Origin of the sequence: Kroppenstedtia guangzhouensis (assembly GCF_014637345.1) — a bacterium.
Lineage (GTDB): Bacteria > Bacillota > Bacilli > Thermoactinomycetales > DSM-45169 > Kroppenstedtia > Kroppenstedtia guangzhouensis.
On the sequence record NZ_BMEX01000003.1, the window covers coordinates 289,658 to 309,095 of the forward strand.

A 19,438-nucleotide genomic window follows, 5' to 3' on the forward strand; every position below is an offset into this window, starting at 1 on the left:
AACAAGGTATAGTTTCTATCGATATCCACACTGGAGCGAAATGAAGAACATAAGATGTACTGACGATGACAAATAGGAGGGGAGACTGTTCCATGCGCATTTTAATAACCCCGGTGGACATAGCCGGACAAGGAAATCTTCTTGCTCGTGAATTGAATCGTCGAGGTTTTTACACTGAACAGTTGGTTTATAACAAAAGCAAATTTAAATATCCGTTGCAGCGTTATCTTCACCGTGAAAAAATGCCTCAGTGGTTCCAAAGGAATTGGGGCCGTTTTGATATTTTCCACTATTACTGGGGAAAGACCATGTTTGAAGACCTCAGTGATCTAAATATCCTCGCTAAAAACAAGAAAAAAGTGTTGATGCGACACTGTGGGAATGATGTACGCCTTTTATCCCATGCCAGACAGAAAAACCCATTGATTCAAGTCATCCATCCCCAAAATCAAACGGAAACGGAAATTGTGAGACACCTGAAGCGTATTTCGGCGGCAATTGAAGATGCAGTAGTTCCGGATTATGAACTCTATGAACACGCCAAGCGGTTTTACAAAAAGGTGCACGTCGTCCCTCGCATGATCGAGACAAAAAAGTATCCGCCCATATATCCCGATCCTCACAAACGGGTTCCCCTTGTGGTCCACGCACCCTCCATCCCTTCCCTAAAAGGCACTTCCTATGTCGAAAAAGCTGTCAACGCATTAAGGCAAAAACACAATTTCACTTTTCGCAGGGTCCAAAATATGTCCCATGAACAAGCGCTTCAAATTTACCGACAAGCGGATATCATTGTGGACCAGTTGTTGATCGGGACTCATGGGATTCTGGCGATGGAAGCGATGGCTTTGGGAAAGCCGGTTATCAGTTATATCCGCGAAGATCTCAAAAGCACCTTCCCCCGCGATTTTCCGATTCTGTCAGCAAACCCGGAAACCATTACGGAAAAGCTAGACTGGCTTTTGGCCCGCCCCAATGAACGACGTCGGTTGGGTGAAATCGGACGGTCCTATGCGGTAAGAGTACATGACGTCAGTCAAGTGGTTCCTCAGATGGTTCGCGTTTACAAACAGTGCTCTCCTGCGAACCCTCTCTCATAACCGATACGAAAGGAAGTGACTCTTACCGTCCATGTATTTTATCGCGATTAGCTCCTCGTTCTTGCGCCTCCGAATGGAAATTAAAGTATGTTGATATACAAAAACTATCCAAAGTGTGGCTAATCGACATACCCGCGATCCCTGTCATCAAAGTCGGGACAGCCATTTTCACTGCTTAAATCCGGACGATGCGGTGATGTGGGGATTCATGTTGTGTGGTGCAAGCCAGACACCATTCACTATTCGTTAAGAAACAGGAATTCAGTCTATCACCCTATGCTTTCTGTTTTCATAACCTGAAATTGACTCAAAGAAAGAGGAGGATGATAGACTTGAGTTCATTTAACCAACTTTGCCAACTGTTTGCCAATATTGTGGGCGGATCGCCCAGTATTGTAAACGGAGCCTGTCTAATCCAGAAGTTTCGCAAAATACCGGTCACTATTTTGGGACGTCGCAGCCGTTCACCTCTTGTATTGCCCACCTTTTTCAGCTTTGAAAGTTTGGACCGCAAAGGTCGGGCTCTTAACTTGGGAGAAACCGTGATCCTTCAAGAAGAGATCAATCCCTTTATTACTGAATTGCGAAGACAAGGGATTATCGTTACTGCCCTTCACAATCACTGGCTCTTTGAAAAGCCGCGCCTTTTTTATATTCACTTTGAATCAGTGGAAAATCCTATCCAATTTGCACGGAAAGTGGCCCGAGCCTTAAAAGTGCTGAATAGATAACAAATTAGGGCTGTTGATTCACCGGGAAGAAAGTCTGACTCCCGCTGGCGCCGCTCGTAAATCTTGCCGATGGGGACGAGCATGGGGACTGTCTCAAAATTCTGTCGCCAAAAGCTGTTCTGAGGCCTGGGCCGGGCACTCCTGCAAAAAGCACCCGTCCCCAGGTGCTTTTTATGTATTCACCCTACACATCGGATAAAAGTGAATTACCAGACATGCCCTAACCCAGCTCTTTGGCGATTGCGCGTCCTGCCACTCTACCTGTAAAGAGACATCCACCCAGAAAGGTCCCTTCGAGGGAGCGATATCCATGGACACCTCCCCCGCCGAAACCCGAGGCTTCGCCGGCTGCATAAAGTCCCGGAATGGCTTTCCCTTGAGAGTCCAACACTTTCCCGGACAAATCAGTCTGCAATCCCCCCAAAGTTTTTCGACTCAGAATATGTAAGCGAACTGCGATCAGAGGACCGTTTTTTGGATCCAGTATTTGATGTGGTGTGGCTACTCGGATCCATTTATCGCCCAGATAATAACGTGCGCCACGGAGAGCCGTGATCTGAAGATCCTTGGTGAATTTATTCTCCATTTCACGGTCCCTTGCTCGTATTTGTCGTTCAATGTCCTCCAGGCTCAGTAAGTTTTCGCCTGTGAGTCGATTCATCCTGGTGACCAATTCGGCCAACGTATCAGCGACGATAAAATCCTCCCCCCGCTCCATAAAATCTTTTACCGGCCCGGGGGCTCCAGGCAAAACTCTGCCCAACACTTTTTTAATGCTTTTGTCCGTTAAATCCGGATTTTGCTCTGAACCTGACAGAGCAAATTCTTTTTCAATAATTTTTTGCGTCAATATGAACCAAGAGTAGTCGTAGCCTGTCCCTTGGATCGCTTTTAAAGTGCTCAATGTGTCAAATCCGGGAAAATTCGGAGCCGAAAAACGCCTCCCACATGCGTCCAACCATATGGAAGAAGGTCCCGGGAGAATCCGTATGCCGTGATTTTCCCAAATGGGATTCCAGTTTTTTATCCCTTCCGTGTAGTGCCACATGCGATCCCGGTTCACAATGCGCCCCCCGGCTTTTTCCGTGATGGCAAGCATTCGTCCGTCGACATGCGCCGGAACACCCGAGACCATACGTTTAGGAGGATCCCCAAGACGTTTAGGCCAGTTTTTACGAATCAGATCATGATTTCCACCGATCCCTCCACTGGAAACCAGCACCGCTTCTCCCCTGAATTCAAAATGGCCGATCTCTTCATCCGAACTGGCTTCACCCCGTGCCGCTGTGCTCGGCACCAGAACAGAACCGCTCACACCCACTACTGCACCGTTATTTTTAATCAAATGCTTCACACGATGTCGGGGACGGTAATCCACCCGACCGTTTTTTATATGTTCCCGAAGGCGCCCTTCAAATGGGGCAACAATTCCGGGACCCGTTCCCCATACAATGTGGAAGCGGGGAACCGAGTTTCCGTGTCCTTCAGCAAGGGACCCTCCCCGTTCCGCCCAACCCACAACCGGAAAAAAACGGACTCCCAAACTTCGCAACCAGGCGCGCTTTTCTCCGGCGGCAAAGTCCACATAGGCTTCAGCCCACTTTCTTCCCCAAATATCCTCATCATCTTCCCGATCAAAACCCGCCGTCCCCAACCAATCCTGCCATGCCAAGTCCCTGGAATCTTTGATTCCCATCCGCCGCTGCTCCGGGGAATCCACCAGAAACAGACCGCCAAAAGACCACCACGCCTGACCACCGAGGGAGCTTTCAGGTTCTTGATCCAATAGTAATACCCTCTTCCCCGCATCCGCCAATTCCGCAGTGGCGACCAGACCAGCTATTCCGGCCCCCACCACAATCACATCCACCATTGGATCACCCTTTTTAGAATATACTTAGCAATTCTGAACAATTATCCCATATGCGTAACAAGTATTCGGATCTCTATTTGGATCAAGTATTCTTCATCATACAGCTTCTAACGAGTAATTATACTGGGATATGGAACAAGGAACAAGATTTGAGGAACCAGCTGGCTAAGAGCATAATGAGCATCGCCTCGATGAAGGTGATGCCTTCTTATTGACCCTTCTTGAATCGTTTGGTGATACATAGGTCGCTCATTGTAAATTCCTAAAGGAATTCGCAGTAAGTCCATCTTGATTTATACCATACTGAATGATAAATTTATTTTAGTAGAAAACCAGGAACAAAGGGGAGGGTGAACGGGTTTGACAATGTATGGAAACCGACGTTGTAACCTGTTCACCTATTTTTTCCTCGTTTTGCTTCTTCTTTATACTTCAATAGCACTATTATATATTGAAGACGATCGTCATCTTCTGAACAAATCCCCGATACTTTCCTCATTCAGACTTCACTACCAGATCGTGGGTAACCATTTGAAGTTGCCGGTAAAAATGCAGTGGATCAAAAAACCGGTATCTTATGTGCATATTTATCCCGTCAATCCGATCATACTGGTTACGCTTCCCATCGTTTTCGTCCTGGATATCATTTGTATCTGGATGAAACGTTTATTTCTTATGCCTACCAAATTCACCTCGGCTTACGTGTAACTCCTCGGTTAATCCTGTTTATTCTCCCTGCTTTATTTTCTTATGTTTCATAGGTTCAAGACTGCCGATTCACCTGATCATGGGCATTGGAAAGGAACCGTGTGTTGCCTAGGCAATCTTTGTACTACGGGGCACCACCTGATTGGTTGTAAGTGCATTTATACCAGTGATCCAGGGTATGATGAATACGATTCGGTTCTGGTATCTTTACTTGGACTCGCATCCGGGAACCGCAATCCAATCAACGGAGGAATTCAGTTTGAATATTGGGGAAACAGACTTACCGGGAATTGGGCGTAAGTTTGAAGTGTCAGCCCGCAGCGGCGATCATCTGGTCATTATTATTCATGATGATGGAAGGCGTGAACTGTATAGATTAAATCCCGACGATCCCGATGAAAGTATCTCCATCGCGACATTTGAAGATGACGAAGCGAGACACCTCGCAGGGATCATTGGCGGAATGACCTATCAACCGAAGGCGCTTGAAACCATTGAAGTGGCACTGGACGACCTGGTCATCGAATGGTTTAAACTTGAGAGGGATGCGAGTTGCATCGGAAACACGATCGGCGATCTGAAGGTTCGCCAGATGACAGGCGCCACCATCATCGCGGTGATCGATAAAGGACATCAAAATCATCTGATTCCGGGGCCAGACTTTCCATTGGCTGCCGGTTCCACCCTCATCGTCGCAGGCGAACGGGAACAGTTGAAAACGTTGAAAATGTATTTACAGAAAGGATTATGACGGGAGGGGGGAGCTATGGACACACTTATATTTGAGGTTGGGCTCGCAATTGCTTTGATCGCAGTGGTTGGAGTCTTGTCAACAAAGCTTCGTTTTTCGGTGATCCCCTTCTATATTCTTGTGGGTATGGTGGTTGGACCCCACGCCCCCCATTTCGGGATTATCGATTTGCGGTTTATCGAGAGCTCGGTTTTTATCGATTTCATGGGACGGCTGGGCGTGTTGTTTCTGCTGTTTTATCTCGGTTTGGAGTTTTCCGTTGGACGACTCATCAAGTCGGGAAAATCGATCGTGATCGGCGGGTCATTTTATGTCGCGATCAATTTTGTTTCCGGTCTTCTACTCGGGTGGATGATGGGGTTTCCATTGAAAGAAACCATGGTTATTTGCGGAATTATGACCAGTTCTTCCACAGCCATTGTTGCCAAAGTACTGGTCGATCTAAAACGGACAGCCAACCCGGAAACGGAAATAATCATGGGAATGATCATGTTCGATGACCTGTTCATCGCTGTTCACATTTCGATTTTATCCGGGTTGGTACTGAGCGGTGCAACATCATGGACTGGTGTGCTGTTCACCTCGTTGACAGCCCTGGTCTTTATCCTTCTGTTTATCGTCGTTGGACGAAGATTGATGCCGTGGATTGATAAAGTGTTAAACGTACGATCCTCAGAATTGTTTTTGCTGCTGGTGATCGCTTCTTTGTTTCTGGTTTCAGGCTTCTCCGAAACTCTGCATGTGGCGGAGGCGATCGGAGCATTGCTGATCGGACTGGTGCTGGCGGAATCCGCTCATGCAAAACGAATTGAACAATTGGTTCTGCCTTTCCGGGACCTGTTCGGTGCCATGTTTTTCTTCAGCTTTGGATTGACCATTGACCCCACTTCCCTGGGAGGGGCCGTGGGTGTGGCAGTTGTCGGAGTCCTGTTGACCATCCTCGGCAATCTATTGTCAGGCTTCTTCGCTGGGCATGCATCCGGCGTATCCGCAAAATCTTCGGTGAATATCGGATTCACCCTTGTCTCCCGCGGCGAGTTCTCGATCATCATGGCGAATATCGGCAAAGAGGGGAATCTGATGCCGGTCATTCAGTCCTTCGCTGTACTATATGTTCTGATCCTCGCAGTGATCGGACCCTTGTTGACAAAGGAATCGAAAACGATTTACGGTCTGTATCAAAAAGTAGCAAACCGGATCCGAGTCCGGCAGTGATTCATTGGATCATGAGAAAGAAAAGAGGGCATCGCTTGCGGAACAAGCGATGCCCTCTTGCGTCTTCGAGCTCAACAGGAAGGTGAATTTGACTGGTGACTATTCTCCACCGGATAAAATCTGTTTGAGTTTATTGATTTGTTTTCTTTTGCCGGCAATGACCAGTGTAGCGTCTGAAACAAGAACATGGTCAGGCCCAGGATTGATCGTTTTGCGCTGATTTTTTTCAATCACGGCGATAATCGTCGTTCCTGTTCTTTGGCGGACCCTCAGCTCTCCGATGGTAATTCCGTTACATTTCACATGGGGAGGGATCTTATACCATTCGATAATCAAATCCTCCAGAGCGATTTCGATATTTTCCAATGCTTTGGGTTGATAACTCATTCCACCGATGATCCCAGCCAATTGTCGGGCCTCCTCATCGTCCAACGTAACAATACATTTACTTTCGTCCGGGTCATTGGGATCAGATTGATACATTTCCCGCCTGCCGTCGTCATGGATGATGACCACGGCCTTCTCTCCGGAACGAGTCTCCAATTGAAATTTACGGCCGATTCCTGGTATATCAGTTTCTCGTATATCCAAAATGGAGTCCTCCTTTTTCCGTCCCTTTCGATTACGGATCTGTTATACATAGCATATCGATCCGATGAAGAATGTCAAATGATGCCGTTCCACGCATGAAACTGTTGGTGTAAGCAACCTGCTTTGAAAGTCTCCACTTTAAGATTGAACGTCATGGCTCACAAACCGACGGTCATACGCGTCAATCATCGCCACGAGGTTGGCCCAGCCTTCTTCACACCTCGTCATATCGATATGCCACCGTTGGTTCGGACCTGTTAGATCGGTAGAACGATCTCCAAGGACTGTTTGGTCTCATAATACACCGTTTTTTGAAACAAGTTTATGTCTTTTATCCCCGGTAAACCGTTTTCCTGTTGTAGGGATATCCTTTTCGTTGGAGCAGAGCCCAAATCCTACGGTAACCAAAGACCGGATACTGGATAAACAGGCGCTTGATCTCTAGAGCCAAGGTTCCCTGGCGGGGACAGGACCGCGCAGATTTCCCCCATCTAGAGAGCGTTGTACCTGTTTGTAGCAGGTTGAACGCTCGATCCTCTAAGGCCTTACAGACAGTCGAAACCGTTACCTCATCGGTTTCCACCAACCCCGAATCGAGGAGAAGTCTTCTTCTTTCAGGGATGTATACTTTTTCAACACCTTGATCTGCATGATCAGTTCGCCTGAGAACCGTTCATATTCCATAATCCTTTTTCCATTTTTCCGTTTCCATCTGCCTCTTGGGAGGAAGCCCCGCCTTGCTCCCTCTAAAAACGCATCCCTCCACTGATAATAAAGTACCTGCGAGGCTAGATGCTACCGATTAGAGTTCATTATTGGGAGTCTGCTCACTAGAAGCGTTGTGAATTAGTGGTGGTCGGGCCGGTCGGGATTGGGTTTCACATTCCGGCGAGTCTGACGATCCAAAGACGCTCCATGTGAAACCCACCTCTCCCAATGAACGGCTTTCACTAGTATGTTGTGAAATACGGATTCAGTCCATCAGTGTGCGCCCTTAATTTATGAAAATGATTCATCGCAGTTCACACCCACAAACCAAAAAAGCACCCGCCTCCAGGTGCTTTTTTGGTTTATGCCAAGCCAAGCCAGCGCTTCATTCGGTGGAATAGTTTCCGTTCCGGGTCGAGGGGGAGGAGGGGGACCACTTCTCCCTGGATCCGGCGGGCGATGTTGCGGTAGGCTTTGGCGGCGAGATTTCGAGATTGGAAGACGATGGGTTCTCCCTGATGTCCGGCCCGGATCACTTCCTCGTCATCAGGGACCACCCCCAACAGATCAACGGCCAAGACGGAGATGACTTCCTCCACATCCAACATGCCCCCCTCTTTCACCATCTGGGGCCGAAACCGGTTGACCACCAGTTTGGGTTGCGGAACCCTCTCCTTTTCCAGGATTCCAATCACCCGGTCCGCATCGCGGATGGCCGCATTTTCCGGACTGCTGACCACAATCGCCCGGTCCGCCCCGGCGACGGCATTCTTAAAGCCCATCTCAATCCCCGCCGGACAATCGATGATGACGTAATCAAACCGTTCCTTCAACTCGGCGGTCAGCCAGCGGAGTTGTTTTGCATCCACCGCAGACTTGTCTTTCGTCTGGGCCGCAGGCAACAGGTAAAGAGTGTCGCACCGTTTATGTTTGATCCATGCCTGTTCGATTTTGCACTTTTGTTCAGTCACATCCACCAGGTCATAGATGATGCGGTTTTCCAACCCCAACAGCACATCCAGATTGCGTAACCCGATATCCGTGTCCAGAAGGCACACCTTCTTGCCGGACAAGGCCAGGGCAGTCCCAATATTGGCCGATGTCGTCGTCTTGCCCACCCCGCCTTTCCCGGAAGTTACGACGATGGCTTCCCCCACTCTTTACCCTCCTCCCGGCCATTCTATGATCTGAACCGGTTCCCTTTCCACTCGATTTCCGGACGGATGCGATTCAAATGGTGCATTTTATCCACGGCAATCTGCCCATTGACCAAGTAAGCAAAATTCATGCCGGTGACTCCGGACTCCCCCCATTCATCCGGTGGACGGGACACCACACCGGCGATCCGCAGTTGGGTCGGGTATAGGCTGGAGGCAGCGATGATCGCCTCTTCATCCCCCTCGCCCCCCGCATGGGCCAACCCCCGCAGAGCCCCCAGGACATAGATACTCCCCGTGGAACGGACTGTCCCTCCGGGGTTCACATCTCCTAGGAGAAGAAGATCTCCCCGGTGTTCCAGAATCTGACCGGAACGGACGGTTCCGGTCAATATTTGAATTCCCTGATCCTCCACCAGATAGGGCCGGCCATTGGATGTTTCGATGGAATGGATAATCAGGTTTTTGTGGGAGGAAAACAATCTTCTCATTTCCTTTTCTTCGTCCCGCGTGATCTGTCTTTTTCCCAGCTTGATCAGGACACGGGTATCGGGGCCGTCCCACAGATTGGATCCATCCTCCAGCTTAGATTTCAGTTCGCTCAATACTGTAGAAAAGGGACGTGACTCATTTAGCAAAAAGAGAAGCCCAGCCTTGGTTCCCTTAATGTGCACACCCGGTTTCATCACTTTACCCATGATCCAGTTCACCCCGTTCTCTCTATGTTTTCGGCACATACCCGAAAAATCCTCCTCTTCGGACATGACCGGATACACAGGCAGATCTTATTTATTCAAACAATTGTAGCGAATGAGGGTGAAATCGTCCGACAATCCACCGAACTCCTCGGTAGACCGGATAAGCGACTACGGTGTTGATCAAAACGGAGGGGATGATATGATAAATCATCGACTCTTCCCAAGGGATTTGCGTCACGTTGAAGAGACGGTACCAACCGAATACCATGCACAGATGCACCGCCTGACAAATCCCGGTCGCACATAGAGCAACAATGGGACCGGAAACAAATTGCCGGGAGATCTGTCCCGCTATATAACCGATCGCGGCAGTGCTGAAGGCATAGACTCCAATCACCTGTCCAAACACCAGATCGTGGATCAAACCGAAACATAATCCATATATCAGACCGGCCTTTCTTCCCTGAATCAAAGACAAAAGAATAATTCCGCTGGTCACCGGCTGCGGAATCCAAACAAATGGACTCCCCCAAGCCTGGGGAGCCAAATCTTGCAACACAGTTCCCTCCAACAAAAAAAGAAAGGAGAGGAAACCGGTTAGCATCCAGGCTGCCATGGCTTAATTCCCTCCGTTTCTCTCGTCCTTTGAGTCCAATTTCTGCCGGTGTTTTTTCAGTTGAATTTTGGCCGGGTCACGGACCACCATCACATATTGGAGTCGCTCAAACCGGGCGGCGGGTTTCACATAAACCATTTGATCCACTCCGAAATCCCCCGTTGTCACCTTATCGACGGTTCCAATCAAAAGATTGCCCGGGAAGATCTCGGACATTCCCGAGGTGACCACCAGTTGCCCTTTTTTCAATTGAACTCCGGAAGGGATCTTCTTCATCAGCAGGCGCTTGCTTTTTTCGTCATATCCTTCGATCAGACCGAATATTTCCTCCCCGGCCAGAACATGAGCGGCAATCCCCGGGGTGCTGCCGGAGTCTGTAAGAAGTTGGATATCCGCCATCTGATCGGTCACCGCCGACACCCGTCCAATCAAGCCCTCATGGGTGACGACCGGCATATTCCTTTGGATTCCGTCCTTCTTCCCTTTGTCGATCACCAGCCGGTCATTCCAACGATCCGGACTGCGGGCCACGGTCTGAGCCGTAATATAGCTTTCTTTGTTTTTATCAATATAATCGGCTGCCTCTTTCAGCTGACGGTTTTCCTGCTTCAACCGACTCAATTCCGCTTTTAATTGAAGGATTTCCTCACCTTCCTCACCTTTCCCCTCTGGAGATCCCTCCGCCAGAAGACGGGAGGGGGAAGGGATCCAACTGCTCAACCAAGCGACAGTATTCTTCACTCCGGCTTCCACCCAGGTCACCTTTTCCCGTTCTCCCCGGGTCATCCCGACAGAGACCGTCAACAGGATCACCGCCAGCAACAGGACAAACAGACGACGATTGGCAAACAAGCGTAAAAACACATTCATCACCTTTATGACCGGCGACGGTCACGAGGAGAAGAGATCCCCACGCCGGAAGTGAACAGATGGATATTTTCAAGGGATTGTCCCGTACCGATAGCCACACAATCCAAAGCATTTTCCGCAATCACTACTGACATTTTCGTCTCTTCCGCCAGTCTTTGGTCCAGTTTTCGCAACAGTGCACCACCCCCAGTCAACACAATCCCCTGATCCATGACATCTGCCGCCAGTTCCGGCGGGGTCTGTTCCAGAGTCAGCTTGACCGATTCAATGATGGCACTCACTGTATCATCGAGTGCTTCCGCCACTTCAGTGGAGGTGATCTCGATGGTCTTAGGCAGGCCGGAGATCAGATCCCGACCACGAATTTCCCGGACTTCTTTCGGATCTATTGCCATCGCCGATCCGATCTCCAATTTCAGCGTTTCGGCACTCCGTTCACCGATCATCAAGTTGTACATGCGTTTGATATATTGGATGATCGCATCATCCATACCGTCCCCGGCCACACGCAGGGATTTAGAAGTGACGATTCCGCCCAGAGAGATGACGGCGACCTCCGTCGTCCCGCCTCCGATATCCACTACCATGCTCCCCGTCGGTTCCCAGACAGGCAAACCGGCGCCGATGGCGGCGGCAAAAGGTTCCTCAATGGTGTGAGCCTCCTTGGCACCGGCTGCACGGGTTGCCTCTTCCACCGCACGCTTTTCCACCGGAGTGACTCCAGTCGGAACACAAACCATCACATTGGGACGACGGGGGAGATAGACTCGTTGGTTCTGCGCTTGCTTGATAAAATATTCCAACATGGTGGCGGTTGTATTGTAATCGGCGATCACTCCATCTTTCATGGGACGAATGGCCACAATGTTGCTCGGAGTCCTTCCGATCATCCGTTTGGCTTCATCCCCCACGGCTTTAATCTCCTGGGATCCTGTTTCCAGTGCCACCACAGATGGTTCTCTTACCACGATCCCTTGACCCTTTAGATAGACCAAGGTGTTGGCCGTCCCCAGATCGATTCCCATGTCTCTTGTGAATCCTCCGAATTTCTGGAAGATCGTCTCATTTCCTCCGTCTTTTCCTTTGTTCCCAAACCAGAATCGCATGAACCATCTCAGTCCTTCGCTTATAGTATTCTCATTTTTTTAGACACGGAGAATCAGACAGGAATAATCCCCTTTTCTTTCATGCTGTAGTAACGATGATCCCCGATGATGATATGGTCCAATAACTCAATCCCGACGATCTGTCCTGCCTCGACCAGGCGTTCCGTCACATGAATGTCCTCCCGACTGGGTGTCGGATCCCCGCTCGGGTGATTGTGGACACAGATCACTCCTGCTGAGCTTCTGCGGATCGCTTCCCGGAACACCTCCCGCGGATGAACCACCGACGAATTGAGACTGCCTACAAAAATGCATTTTTTATCGATTACCCGGTTTTTGGTGTTCAGAAACAGACAAAGAAAATGTTCCTGGGACAGATGCCTCATCTCATCCATCACATAATCGGCGGCATCCCCGGGAGACCGAATCTGGATCCGCTCCGAGGGCAAGGCCCGGAAGACCCGGCGCCCCAGCTCGATTCCCGCCAGGAGCTGAATCGCTTTGGCCGGTCCGATCCCTCTGATCTGAACCAACTCATTCAAGGTGGAGCCGGCCAATCCTTTTAATCCTTCCGACCGGGAGAGAACCCGGTTGGCCAGTTGAAGCACTGACTCCGAAGAGGTGCCCGTCCGCAATAGAATGGCAACCAGCTCCGCATTGGAAAGTGAGGCCGGCCCCTGCCGGGACAACCGTTCCCTGGGCCGGTCTTCTTCTGGTACATCACGAATCATCAATTGTTCCGGCGAACGCAACTTCTGAAAAACCTCCCTTTGAACCGGCAAAATAAGGAGGGCCTGTTGCCAGATCTCAGTTGTTACGCCTTATTTTCCGGAGCGAATGATCCCTTGAGGACAGGGTAACCCATCTCATTCATCATGTCATAAAGCAGGGGAAGTGACATCCCCACTACATTGGAGTAACAGCCATCGATCCAATCCACCCAAAGGGAACCGATACCCTGAATCCCGTACGCCCCCGCTTTATCCATCGGCTCCCCGGTGGAAACGTACCATCGGATCTCATCCAAACTCATGTTACGAATCATCACTTCCGTCACCCGGTGCCTGATCAGGCGATGGGATACTTTTCCTTTGACCACCTCCACCAGAGCAATCCCGGTATACACCTGGTGGGACTGCCCTTGAAGGTGTTGGAGAATGCGACAAGCCTCTTTCTCATCTCCCGGCTTGCCCAGGATCTCATCCCCTAGGGCCACAACCGTATCCGCTCCGATCACCAATGCTTGTTTTTTTGTATGAGCCACTGCCAGCGCTTTTTTGGCGGCAAGGATCTCCACCAGTTCCCCCGGCGCCGGCTCTCCCGGAACTTCCTCCGTCACAGAACTGGGGTGAACCGAAAAGGAGAGCCCCATCGTTTTGAGGAGATTTTTTCGTCGCGGGGAACCGGAGGCGAGTACGAGTTCCGGCTGCATGGGCCCCGACCTCCTTCATGACTGCCATGTTTCAACAAATGATTTCCATATGTGATGTCCGGACAATGATATCTGTGAGGTGAGAGGTACGGCAGTGAAAGTGAACAATTCACAAAACATATCTCTCATATTGTTAACAGGCTCCTGGGCAGAAGGAAGTCAGTAACTGGCGAACCTGTTTCCATTTGGATGGATGTGTCAAATAATATATGCAAAAAGTTACAAACGAAGAAAATCGATCCTGTTAGGTCACCGACGGGGAGTCCCGGCGGCCGTCCCGAATCCGGGCAGACAGGATCGCGAAAAGTCTCAGATACATGTTCAGTTTAGCAAAATCAACGGGGGGGGACAAGAAAGAATCTCCTGTCAACGTAAAGCCTCCACAAATTTTTCATAAGCCAATGCATAGCGGATCAACCCTTCCTGCATTTGCCACAACATGGCGCTTTCCGGCTGCTTCGGATTGGTCTGCCCGCTTTGCACCACTTGATCCATTCCACGTACCATCTGGACCAGCTGGGGCTTGGCTTTTGCCGGGATCCCCTTTTCAAGCTGGGGAGCTGTCTGTACCAGATGATTGTAATGTTCGAGGACCTCACTCCAGACCGGTTCAAGGGAAACTCCCTTCTCCCCTGGCGCCAGCCCCTCTGCACTCTTTTCCCCCAACAACCGGAACACCTGATGCCCGTGATTCAACCAAGTGATGAGACTCTTCCCCTCCGGAATGGAGGTGAGTGGAACGGACTGGGCCCCGAACTGAACCTCTTTTGCATAGGTTTTGGCGTCCTTCTCCTCTAACACGTCTGTCAACTTGCGAGAACCCTCTCGATCCAGTCCAACCCCGCGATAGATCCGGTACGGCGGATCCTCTGTTGTGACCGCAGCCCATCCCTCGGATCGATATTTCCGGACGGTTTTTAAAGCCCCTTCCCTTTCTTTGAAGTTCCCGCCTTGGACCAGTACGGCTTGGAGTACGGGCAACTGTAAGGTTTGTGGAGATTGTTTCTTCTTTGCCCCTGATTTTTCCCCTTCAATTCGGGATTTGGACTGTTCTGCATCATCAGGTGCCCGTCTCAAGTGAGAATCGATGCTCCGGGTGGACAGATCCGGATCTTCCGAAAAGAAGAGACTCATGATCAGCCCTCCCATCAAGGTGCCCAACAGCACGGCTCCCACCACAGAAACCACAACCGATCGGATACGCTTGTCCTTCCTCCCCATTCCCGTTCTGCGCCCGGAATACGGGCTTCCCCAACCAATCGGATTCTCTTCTTCCATTTCCTGAAGCGCCCGCAGCAACGGTCGTTTCCACCCCGGCGACCGGTCCTTTGGTGACCCTGAGACTCCCCCACACCTTTGACGGAAATCCCGCTTCCCGTTCTGCCGATTTTCCCCACCGACCTGCTCCTTCTTTTTTATGAAGGGCTCAGACAACTGGGGGGTTGCATTTTTGCCACGTACATTGATCCGGGGTTTCATCATCGATTTATCGTCTCCTTCTTCCAACTGGTACTATCATGACTATGAAATGATAGATTGAGATAGAACCGTCGGAAGCCAGCCGCTATACACAGAAACGATGAGATCAGCTGTACAGAGACAGATATCGGTGAAGCAGCTTCTCCCCCCACAGACAGGATACGAAAAAACCGATCGCCAGATGAGGCGCAAAAGGAAGCGGGGTTTTACGATCCGCCCTTCCTGTGATCAGAAGAAAGGAAGCCCAAAGACCTCCGGATATAATCCCCAGTCCCAGTCCGGTCGCCACCTTGGGCCATCCCAAAGCAAACCCGGCAACAGCGGCCATCTTGACATCCCCTCCTCCCATTCCACCCCGGGAGAGAAGGGAGATGGCCAAAAGGATTCCACCCCCGAATAATCCGGCTCCCAGCGACAAGAGAACTTCCTGTCCGGACAGGAGGCGGACCACCAAAAACCCAAGGGCAGCCATCCCGTTGAGACGATTGGGAATCAGACGGCAGGACAGATCCAGAGCGACCGCCGCCAGCAAAAAAAGGAGAAACAGCCCACCCATAACCTGCTCCCCCACCGTCAGGGAAGATGTAACCAACAACCAGAAACCAACGGCACCCATCGCCGCCATCGAAGGCTGGATTCCCCTCTCCCTCTTCGGTTCCGAAAGAAAAATGCGACCTGTCACCCCCGGAATCCACCAACCCATGAGTCCACCCACTGACAACGCCAGCCACTCCATCGGCTCTCCTCCGAAGGTGCATGTGAGAATATGAATTCCAACAATTCTATCATATTACAATTTACGACAAAATGGAAGGCCTTACCGAAAATTCAGCCCGGTTTTTCTCCGTATTTTTTACGGTAATGGGACAAGGCGACCAGCGGCCAAATATAGCGGTAACTGTGATAGTGGATATAGAACTGGCCTGACAAACCGCCGCCTGTGGGCACATCCGCCATCTCCCCCGGGCTTTCGCACAACTCCAACAGCCGCTTAACCCCTGCTTCGATCTCGGGGATGGGTGAATCATGGACCGCCACCAAAGCATTCAGCGCCCAGGCGGTCTGAACTTCGGTACTCTTCCCCAAAGGAACATACTTTCGAACCACATCGCTGTGACAGGATTCTCCCCAACCTCCGTCTTCATTCTGAATGGTCAGGAGCCACCGAACTCCCCGGTCTATTGAGGGGTTTCCCCGCCGAAAGCCCACCGATGCCAGACCAGTCAAGGCCGCCCAGGTTCCATAAATGTAGGCGATCCCCCATCTGCCAAACCAAGAACCGTTGGATTCCTGATGGGTTACCAGGAATTTGCATGCCCTCTCCACCACGGGATCGACCCGTTTCCATCCCAGATGGTTACCCATCCATTCCAGGGTACGACCTGTCAGATGTGAGTGGAGGGATCGGTCCAGACCGTCTGGGCATCAGTCTTGGGCAACAGGATCATAGGCCATTTTTTGTTCGTGTTTTTTTCAAAAGCGGACCACCCTCCGTCCCGGTTTTGCATGGACAAAGCCCAGCGGACTCCTCTCTCCCAGGCTTGGCGGACTCGTCCGTCCACCTGGGCAAGGGGACCCAGAACACGAAGACTGTAGGTGGTACCGTCCAGATCAGGATTGATCGTATTGATATCGGAAAATCCCCATCCCCCTGGAGGCACCCCCGGGTTTCGCAGTGCCCAATCCCCATAGCGATTCTGCTTCCTCGGCCAGTTGATTCAATCCGCCGCCACTGATGGATGGAGGGAGATGAGGCAACAATTCATCGATTTTCCGCTCCAATCCGGTAAAACCGGTCAAGCCATATCCGCCCCCTGTTTCTCCGTTCCAAGGGATCACGTTCCGGGGACCCCGGGGCAACCGGAGGGAAAACTTCCGATGGGATGCCAGCACAATCGGTGCCGCATGACACCGGGTAAACCCGACAAAATCAAAGAAACTGATGGGAAACCACCAGGGAAGAAGGAATACCTTGATCGGAACCTGGGGTTCAAGATCCGGCCAATTGTACTGACCGATCAGGGTCAACATCACCTTGGTCAGGGACCCCGCCGCGGCGATCCCTCCCTGTTCCCGGACAAAGGCCTGACTGTTTTGGATGAGCGGATCCGAAGGATCTTTAAACCCGGCGGCTACCAAAGCAAAAGAGGCCTCCATAGTGGCTGAAATGCTTCCCTCCTTTTCATCGGGATAAAGCCGCCAGATCCCATTGTCCGATAGGGAGAGAAGACGCCCAGCCATTCCTTCCCGAAACTCTTTTTCCCCGTTGTTCCAAAAATCTCATACAGTAACAGCATATAGGCATCTGTCATGGGCCCACTCTCAAAACAGAAGATCCAACGTCCGTCCGCCTGCTGTTGACGGGTTAACTCATTCACCAGCCGATGGCTCCGTTCAGACGCCGCCTGCAGATGTTCTGCCGGCACCCCCTTTGCCTCCTTCCACTCCTATCATTTTTCTGCATATTTCCTTCGGTAGTGGGACAGAGCGGTCAATGGCCAGACATAGCGATAGCTGTGATAATAGATGTAAAACTGTCCCGAAAGACCGCCACCGGTGGGATACTCCGCCGGCTCACCGGGATGTTCACACAACTGCAACAGACGGTGGACTCCTGCTTCAATCGCCGGAGTGGGGGCATCGTGAACTGCGACCAAGGCGTCCACAGCCCAAGCGGTTTGCACAGGTGTACTCATTTTCAAGGGAACGTATTTCCGAACCACATCGCTGTAACAAGATTCGCCCCAGCCCCCGTCATCCTGCTGAACAGACAGCAACCACTGTACACCCTTGTCGATGGCTGGATGCCCCTGGCGGAACCCCACTGAAGTCAGTCCTGTCAAAGCGGCCCACGTCCCGTAAATATAGGAGATTCCCCAACGGCCGAACCAGGATCCATCGGATTCCTGTATCTTCAACAGGAAAGAGGTGGCCCTGTCAACAACGGGATGACCCCGTCTCCAACTGAGATGGTTACCGATCCATTCCAGTGTGCGACCAGTCAGATCCGCCGTGGAGGGATCCGTCCAAACCGTCTGAGCATCCGATTTTGGCAGCAAAATTTTCGGCCACTTTTTATCCGTGTTTTTTTCAAAGGCGGACCACCCCCCGTCCCGGTTTTGCATGGACAGCTCCCATCGGACTCCCCGAGCCCAATATTGATGAATCCGGGGGTTCAGCCGTGCCAAAGGGCCCAAAGCCCGAAGGGCATATGCAGTGTCGTCCACATCCGGATTGATCGTATTGATATCGGAAAACCCCCATCCCCCCGGAGTCACCCCGGTATTTCGCAAGGCCCAATCCCCAAGGCGGGTTTGTTGTCGGCTCAGAAGATAGCTCCCAGCCTTTTGGATTACGGGATCATGCGCAGCCATACCCGCTTCCTGGAGTGCATAGCTGATCAGTGCCGTATCCCACACAGTGGATGTCGTTTCCTGAAGATGGATCCCTCCTTTTACTGGCAAATAAAAGCGTTCCAACCCGCTGATCGCCCGGAGGATAAGTGGATGGTCCCTTCGGTACCCCATCGCCATCAAAGCAAAGAGCATCAAAAAGGTGGTACTGAAATAGCTGTACAATGTACCATCCGGTTCGATCCGATCCAGGATAAACCGGAGACCGCGTTCTTCGACCAACCGATCCAACCTTCCCCCGCCGCCGGACAGTCGGATATGGGGCAGGAGTTCATCGATCTTCTGGTCCAACCGGAGGGATCGGGCCGAAACATCACCTGCCCCTCCTTCCCCGTTCCAATGAGCCAAATCCCGGGGACCTCCGGGCAGATGGACCGAGAATTTTCGATGGGATGCCAGCAGGATCGGTGCCACATGAACCCGAGTAAATCCGACGAAGTCGAAAAAACTGATCGGAAACCACCAGGGAAGGAGAAATAGTTTAATCGGAATCTGAGCGTTTTCAGGCCAACTGTGAAGCCCGATCAAAATCATGGCCACTCTGGTCAAGGACCCCGCCGCGTCGATCCCCCCCTGTTCCCGGACAAAAGCCTGACTGTTCTGGATGAGGGGATCGGACAACTCCTTAAACCCGGCTGCCACCAGGGCAACGGAAGCTTCCAAGGTGGCAGTGACACTCCCTCCCTTTTCATCGGGGTAAGACCTCCAGATTCCGTTATCTGAAAGAGACAGGAGTCTCTGAGCCATTCCCTCCCGGTACTCTTGTCTCCCTGTTCCAAAGATTTCATATAACAAAAGCATATATGCATCTGACATAACCCCACTTTCAAAACAGAAGATCCAACGTCCGTCTGTCTGTTGTTGCCGGATCAGCTCCCCGATCAGCTTATTCGCTCCATTGGCCGCTGCTTGCAGATGTTCCGGTGAACGCCGCAACCCTCTCCCCCCTTTTCTCTCTTTACAACCATATGGAAGACTCCCGTGGGGTAT

The 19,438-nt window shown here is 51.1% G+C and carries 22 protein-coding genes; 4 read left to right on the plus strand and 18 right to left on the minus strand.

The features are described 5' to 3' along the window. The first annotated feature begins 92 nt into the window (after positions 1-92). The gene (locus IEV46_RS05970) at positions 93-1,100 is read left to right on the plus strand and encodes a glycosyltransferase (protein ID WP_188430929.1); all 1,008 of its coding nucleotides are present in this window, start codon (positions 93-95) and stop codon (positions 1,098-1,100) included. A gap of 323 nt (positions 1,101-1,423) precedes the next feature. Continuing rightward, positions 1,424-1,831, plus strand: a complete 408-nt coding sequence (locus tag IEV46_RS05975; RefSeq protein ID WP_188430931.1) for a DUF1259 domain-containing protein — start codon at positions 1,424-1,426, stop codon at positions 1,829-1,831. A gap of 220 nt (positions 1,832-2,051) precedes the next feature. Here IEV46_RS05975 and IEV46_RS05980 read toward each other — a convergent pair whose 3' ends face one another. Then, on the minus strand, positions 2,052-3,704 hold the full coding sequence (locus IEV46_RS05980; protein ID WP_188430933.1) for an FAD-binding dehydrogenase: 1,653 nt from the start codon (positions 3,702-3,704) through the stop codon (positions 2,052-2,054). 967 nt (positions 3,705-4,671) lie between these two features. Here IEV46_RS05980 and IEV46_RS05985 point away from each other — a divergent pair. Together IEV46_RS05985 and IEV46_RS05990 are read left to right on the plus strand one after the other, a co-directional pair. Continuing rightward, the gene (locus tag IEV46_RS05985; protein WP_188430935.1) at positions 4,672-5,163 is read left to right on the plus strand and encodes a cation:proton antiporter regulatory subunit; all 492 of its coding nucleotides are present in this window, start codon (positions 4,672-4,674) and stop codon (positions 5,161-5,163) included. Positions 5,164-5,178: 15 nt separating this feature from the next. Further along, positions 5,179-6,378, plus strand: coding sequence for a cation:proton antiporter (locus tag IEV46_RS05990; RefSeq protein WP_188430937.1), 1,200 nt, complete (start codon positions 5,179-5,181; stop codon positions 6,376-6,378). Between the two features lie 99 nt (positions 6,379-6,477). On the opposite strand, the gene IEV46_RS05995 is transcribed toward IEV46_RS05990, so the two are convergent. From IEV46_RS05995 to IEV46_RS06070, 17 genes are all read right to left on the minus strand, one after another. After that, positions 6,478-6,972: a cation:proton antiporter regulatory subunit gene (locus IEV46_RS05995; RefSeq protein ID WP_308420284.1), complete on the minus strand. Its 495-nt coding sequence runs from the start codon at positions 6,970-6,972 to the stop codon at positions 6,478-6,480. A 328-nt stretch (positions 6,973-7,300) separates the two neighbouring features. Continuing rightward, the gene (locus IEV46_RS18600) at positions 7,301-7,552 is read right to left on the minus strand and encodes an IS3 family transposase (protein WP_373284559.1); all 252 of its coding nucleotides are present in this window, start codon (positions 7,550-7,552) and stop codon (positions 7,301-7,303) included. 487 nt (positions 7,553-8,039) lie between these two features. Then, on the minus strand, positions 8,040-8,834 hold the full coding sequence (gene minD / locus IEV46_RS06005) for a septum site-determining protein MinD (protein WP_188430943.1): 795 nt from the start codon (positions 8,832-8,834) through the stop codon (positions 8,040-8,042). Between the two features lie 23 nt (positions 8,835-8,857). After that, on the minus strand, positions 8,858-9,520 hold the full coding sequence (locus IEV46_RS06010; protein WP_188431175.1) for a septum site-determining protein MinC: 663 nt from the start codon (positions 9,518-9,520) through the stop codon (positions 8,858-8,860). 103 nt (positions 9,521-9,623) lie between these two features. After that, a complete protein-coding gene (mreD, locus tag IEV46_RS06015) occupies positions 9,624-10,148 on the minus strand; it encodes a rod shape-determining protein MreD (protein ID WP_188430945.1) in 525 nt (174 codons plus the stop codon). A gap of 3 nt (positions 10,149-10,151) precedes the next feature. After that, positions 10,152-11,012, minus strand: coding sequence for a rod shape-determining protein MreC (gene mreC, locus IEV46_RS06020; RefSeq protein WP_188430947.1), 861 nt, complete (start codon positions 11,010-11,012; stop codon positions 10,152-10,154). Between the two features lie 11 nt (positions 11,013-11,023). Next, the gene (locus IEV46_RS06025; protein ID WP_308420278.1) at positions 11,024-12,124 is read right to left on the minus strand and encodes a rod shape-determining protein; all 1,101 of its coding nucleotides are present in this window, start codon (positions 12,122-12,124) and stop codon (positions 11,024-11,026) included. A gap of 53 nt (positions 12,125-12,177) precedes the next feature. Next, positions 12,178-12,855, minus strand: a complete 678-nt coding sequence (radC, locus tag IEV46_RS06030) for a RadC family protein (protein ID WP_188431179.1) — start codon at positions 12,853-12,855, stop codon at positions 12,178-12,180. An 83-nt stretch (positions 12,856-12,938) separates the two neighbouring features. After that, a complete protein-coding gene (locus tag IEV46_RS06035; RefSeq protein WP_188430949.1) occupies positions 12,939-13,556 on the minus strand; it encodes a Maf family protein in 618 nt (205 codons plus the stop codon). A 244-nt stretch (positions 13,557-13,800) separates the two neighbouring features. Next, positions 13,801-13,926: a hypothetical protein gene (locus IEV46_RS18320; protein ID WP_268235874.1), complete on the minus strand. Its 126-nt coding sequence runs from the start codon at positions 13,924-13,926 to the stop codon at positions 13,801-13,803. After that, positions 13,923-15,038, minus strand: a complete 1,116-nt coding sequence (locus IEV46_RS06040; RefSeq protein WP_188430950.1) for a hypothetical protein — start codon at positions 15,036-15,038, stop codon at positions 13,923-13,925. The genes IEV46_RS18320 and IEV46_RS06040 overlap by 4 nt, the downstream gene beginning before the upstream one ends. A gap of 103 nt (positions 15,039-15,141) precedes the next feature. Further along, positions 15,142-15,771 (minus strand): prepilin peptidase, encoded by a 630-nt coding sequence (locus IEV46_RS06045; RefSeq protein ID WP_188430951.1) that lies wholly within the window; start codon positions 15,769-15,771, stop codon positions 15,142-15,144. 92 nt (positions 15,772-15,863) lie between these two features. Then, the gene (locus IEV46_RS18325; protein WP_188430952.1) at positions 15,864-16,400 is read right to left on the minus strand and encodes a prenyltransferase/squalene oxidase repeat-containing protein; all 537 of its coding nucleotides are present in this window, start codon (positions 16,398-16,400) and stop codon (positions 15,864-15,866) included. A gap of 20 nt (positions 16,401-16,420) precedes the next feature. After that, positions 16,421-16,696, minus strand: a complete 276-nt coding sequence (locus tag IEV46_RS18330; protein WP_188430953.1) for a hypothetical protein — start codon at positions 16,694-16,696, stop codon at positions 16,421-16,423. Next, the gene (locus IEV46_RS06060) at positions 16,647-17,276 is read right to left on the minus strand and encodes a hypothetical protein (RefSeq protein ID WP_188430954.1); all 630 of its coding nucleotides are present in this window, start codon (positions 17,274-17,276) and stop codon (positions 16,647-16,649) included. The genes IEV46_RS18330 and IEV46_RS06060 overlap by 50 nt, the downstream gene beginning before the upstream one ends. After that, the gene (locus tag IEV46_RS06065; protein WP_188431199.1) at positions 17,168-17,461 is read right to left on the minus strand and encodes a hypothetical protein; all 294 of its coding nucleotides are present in this window, start codon (positions 17,459-17,461) and stop codon (positions 17,168-17,170) included. The genes IEV46_RS06060 and IEV46_RS06065 overlap by 109 nt, the downstream gene beginning before the upstream one ends. A gap of 24 nt (positions 17,462-17,485) precedes the next feature. Further along, positions 17,486-19,384: a terpene cyclase/mutase family protein gene (locus tag IEV46_RS06070; RefSeq protein WP_188430956.1), complete on the minus strand. Its 1,899-nt coding sequence runs from the start codon at positions 19,382-19,384 to the stop codon at positions 17,486-17,488. Between the last annotated feature and the right edge of the window lie 54 nt (positions 19,385-19,438).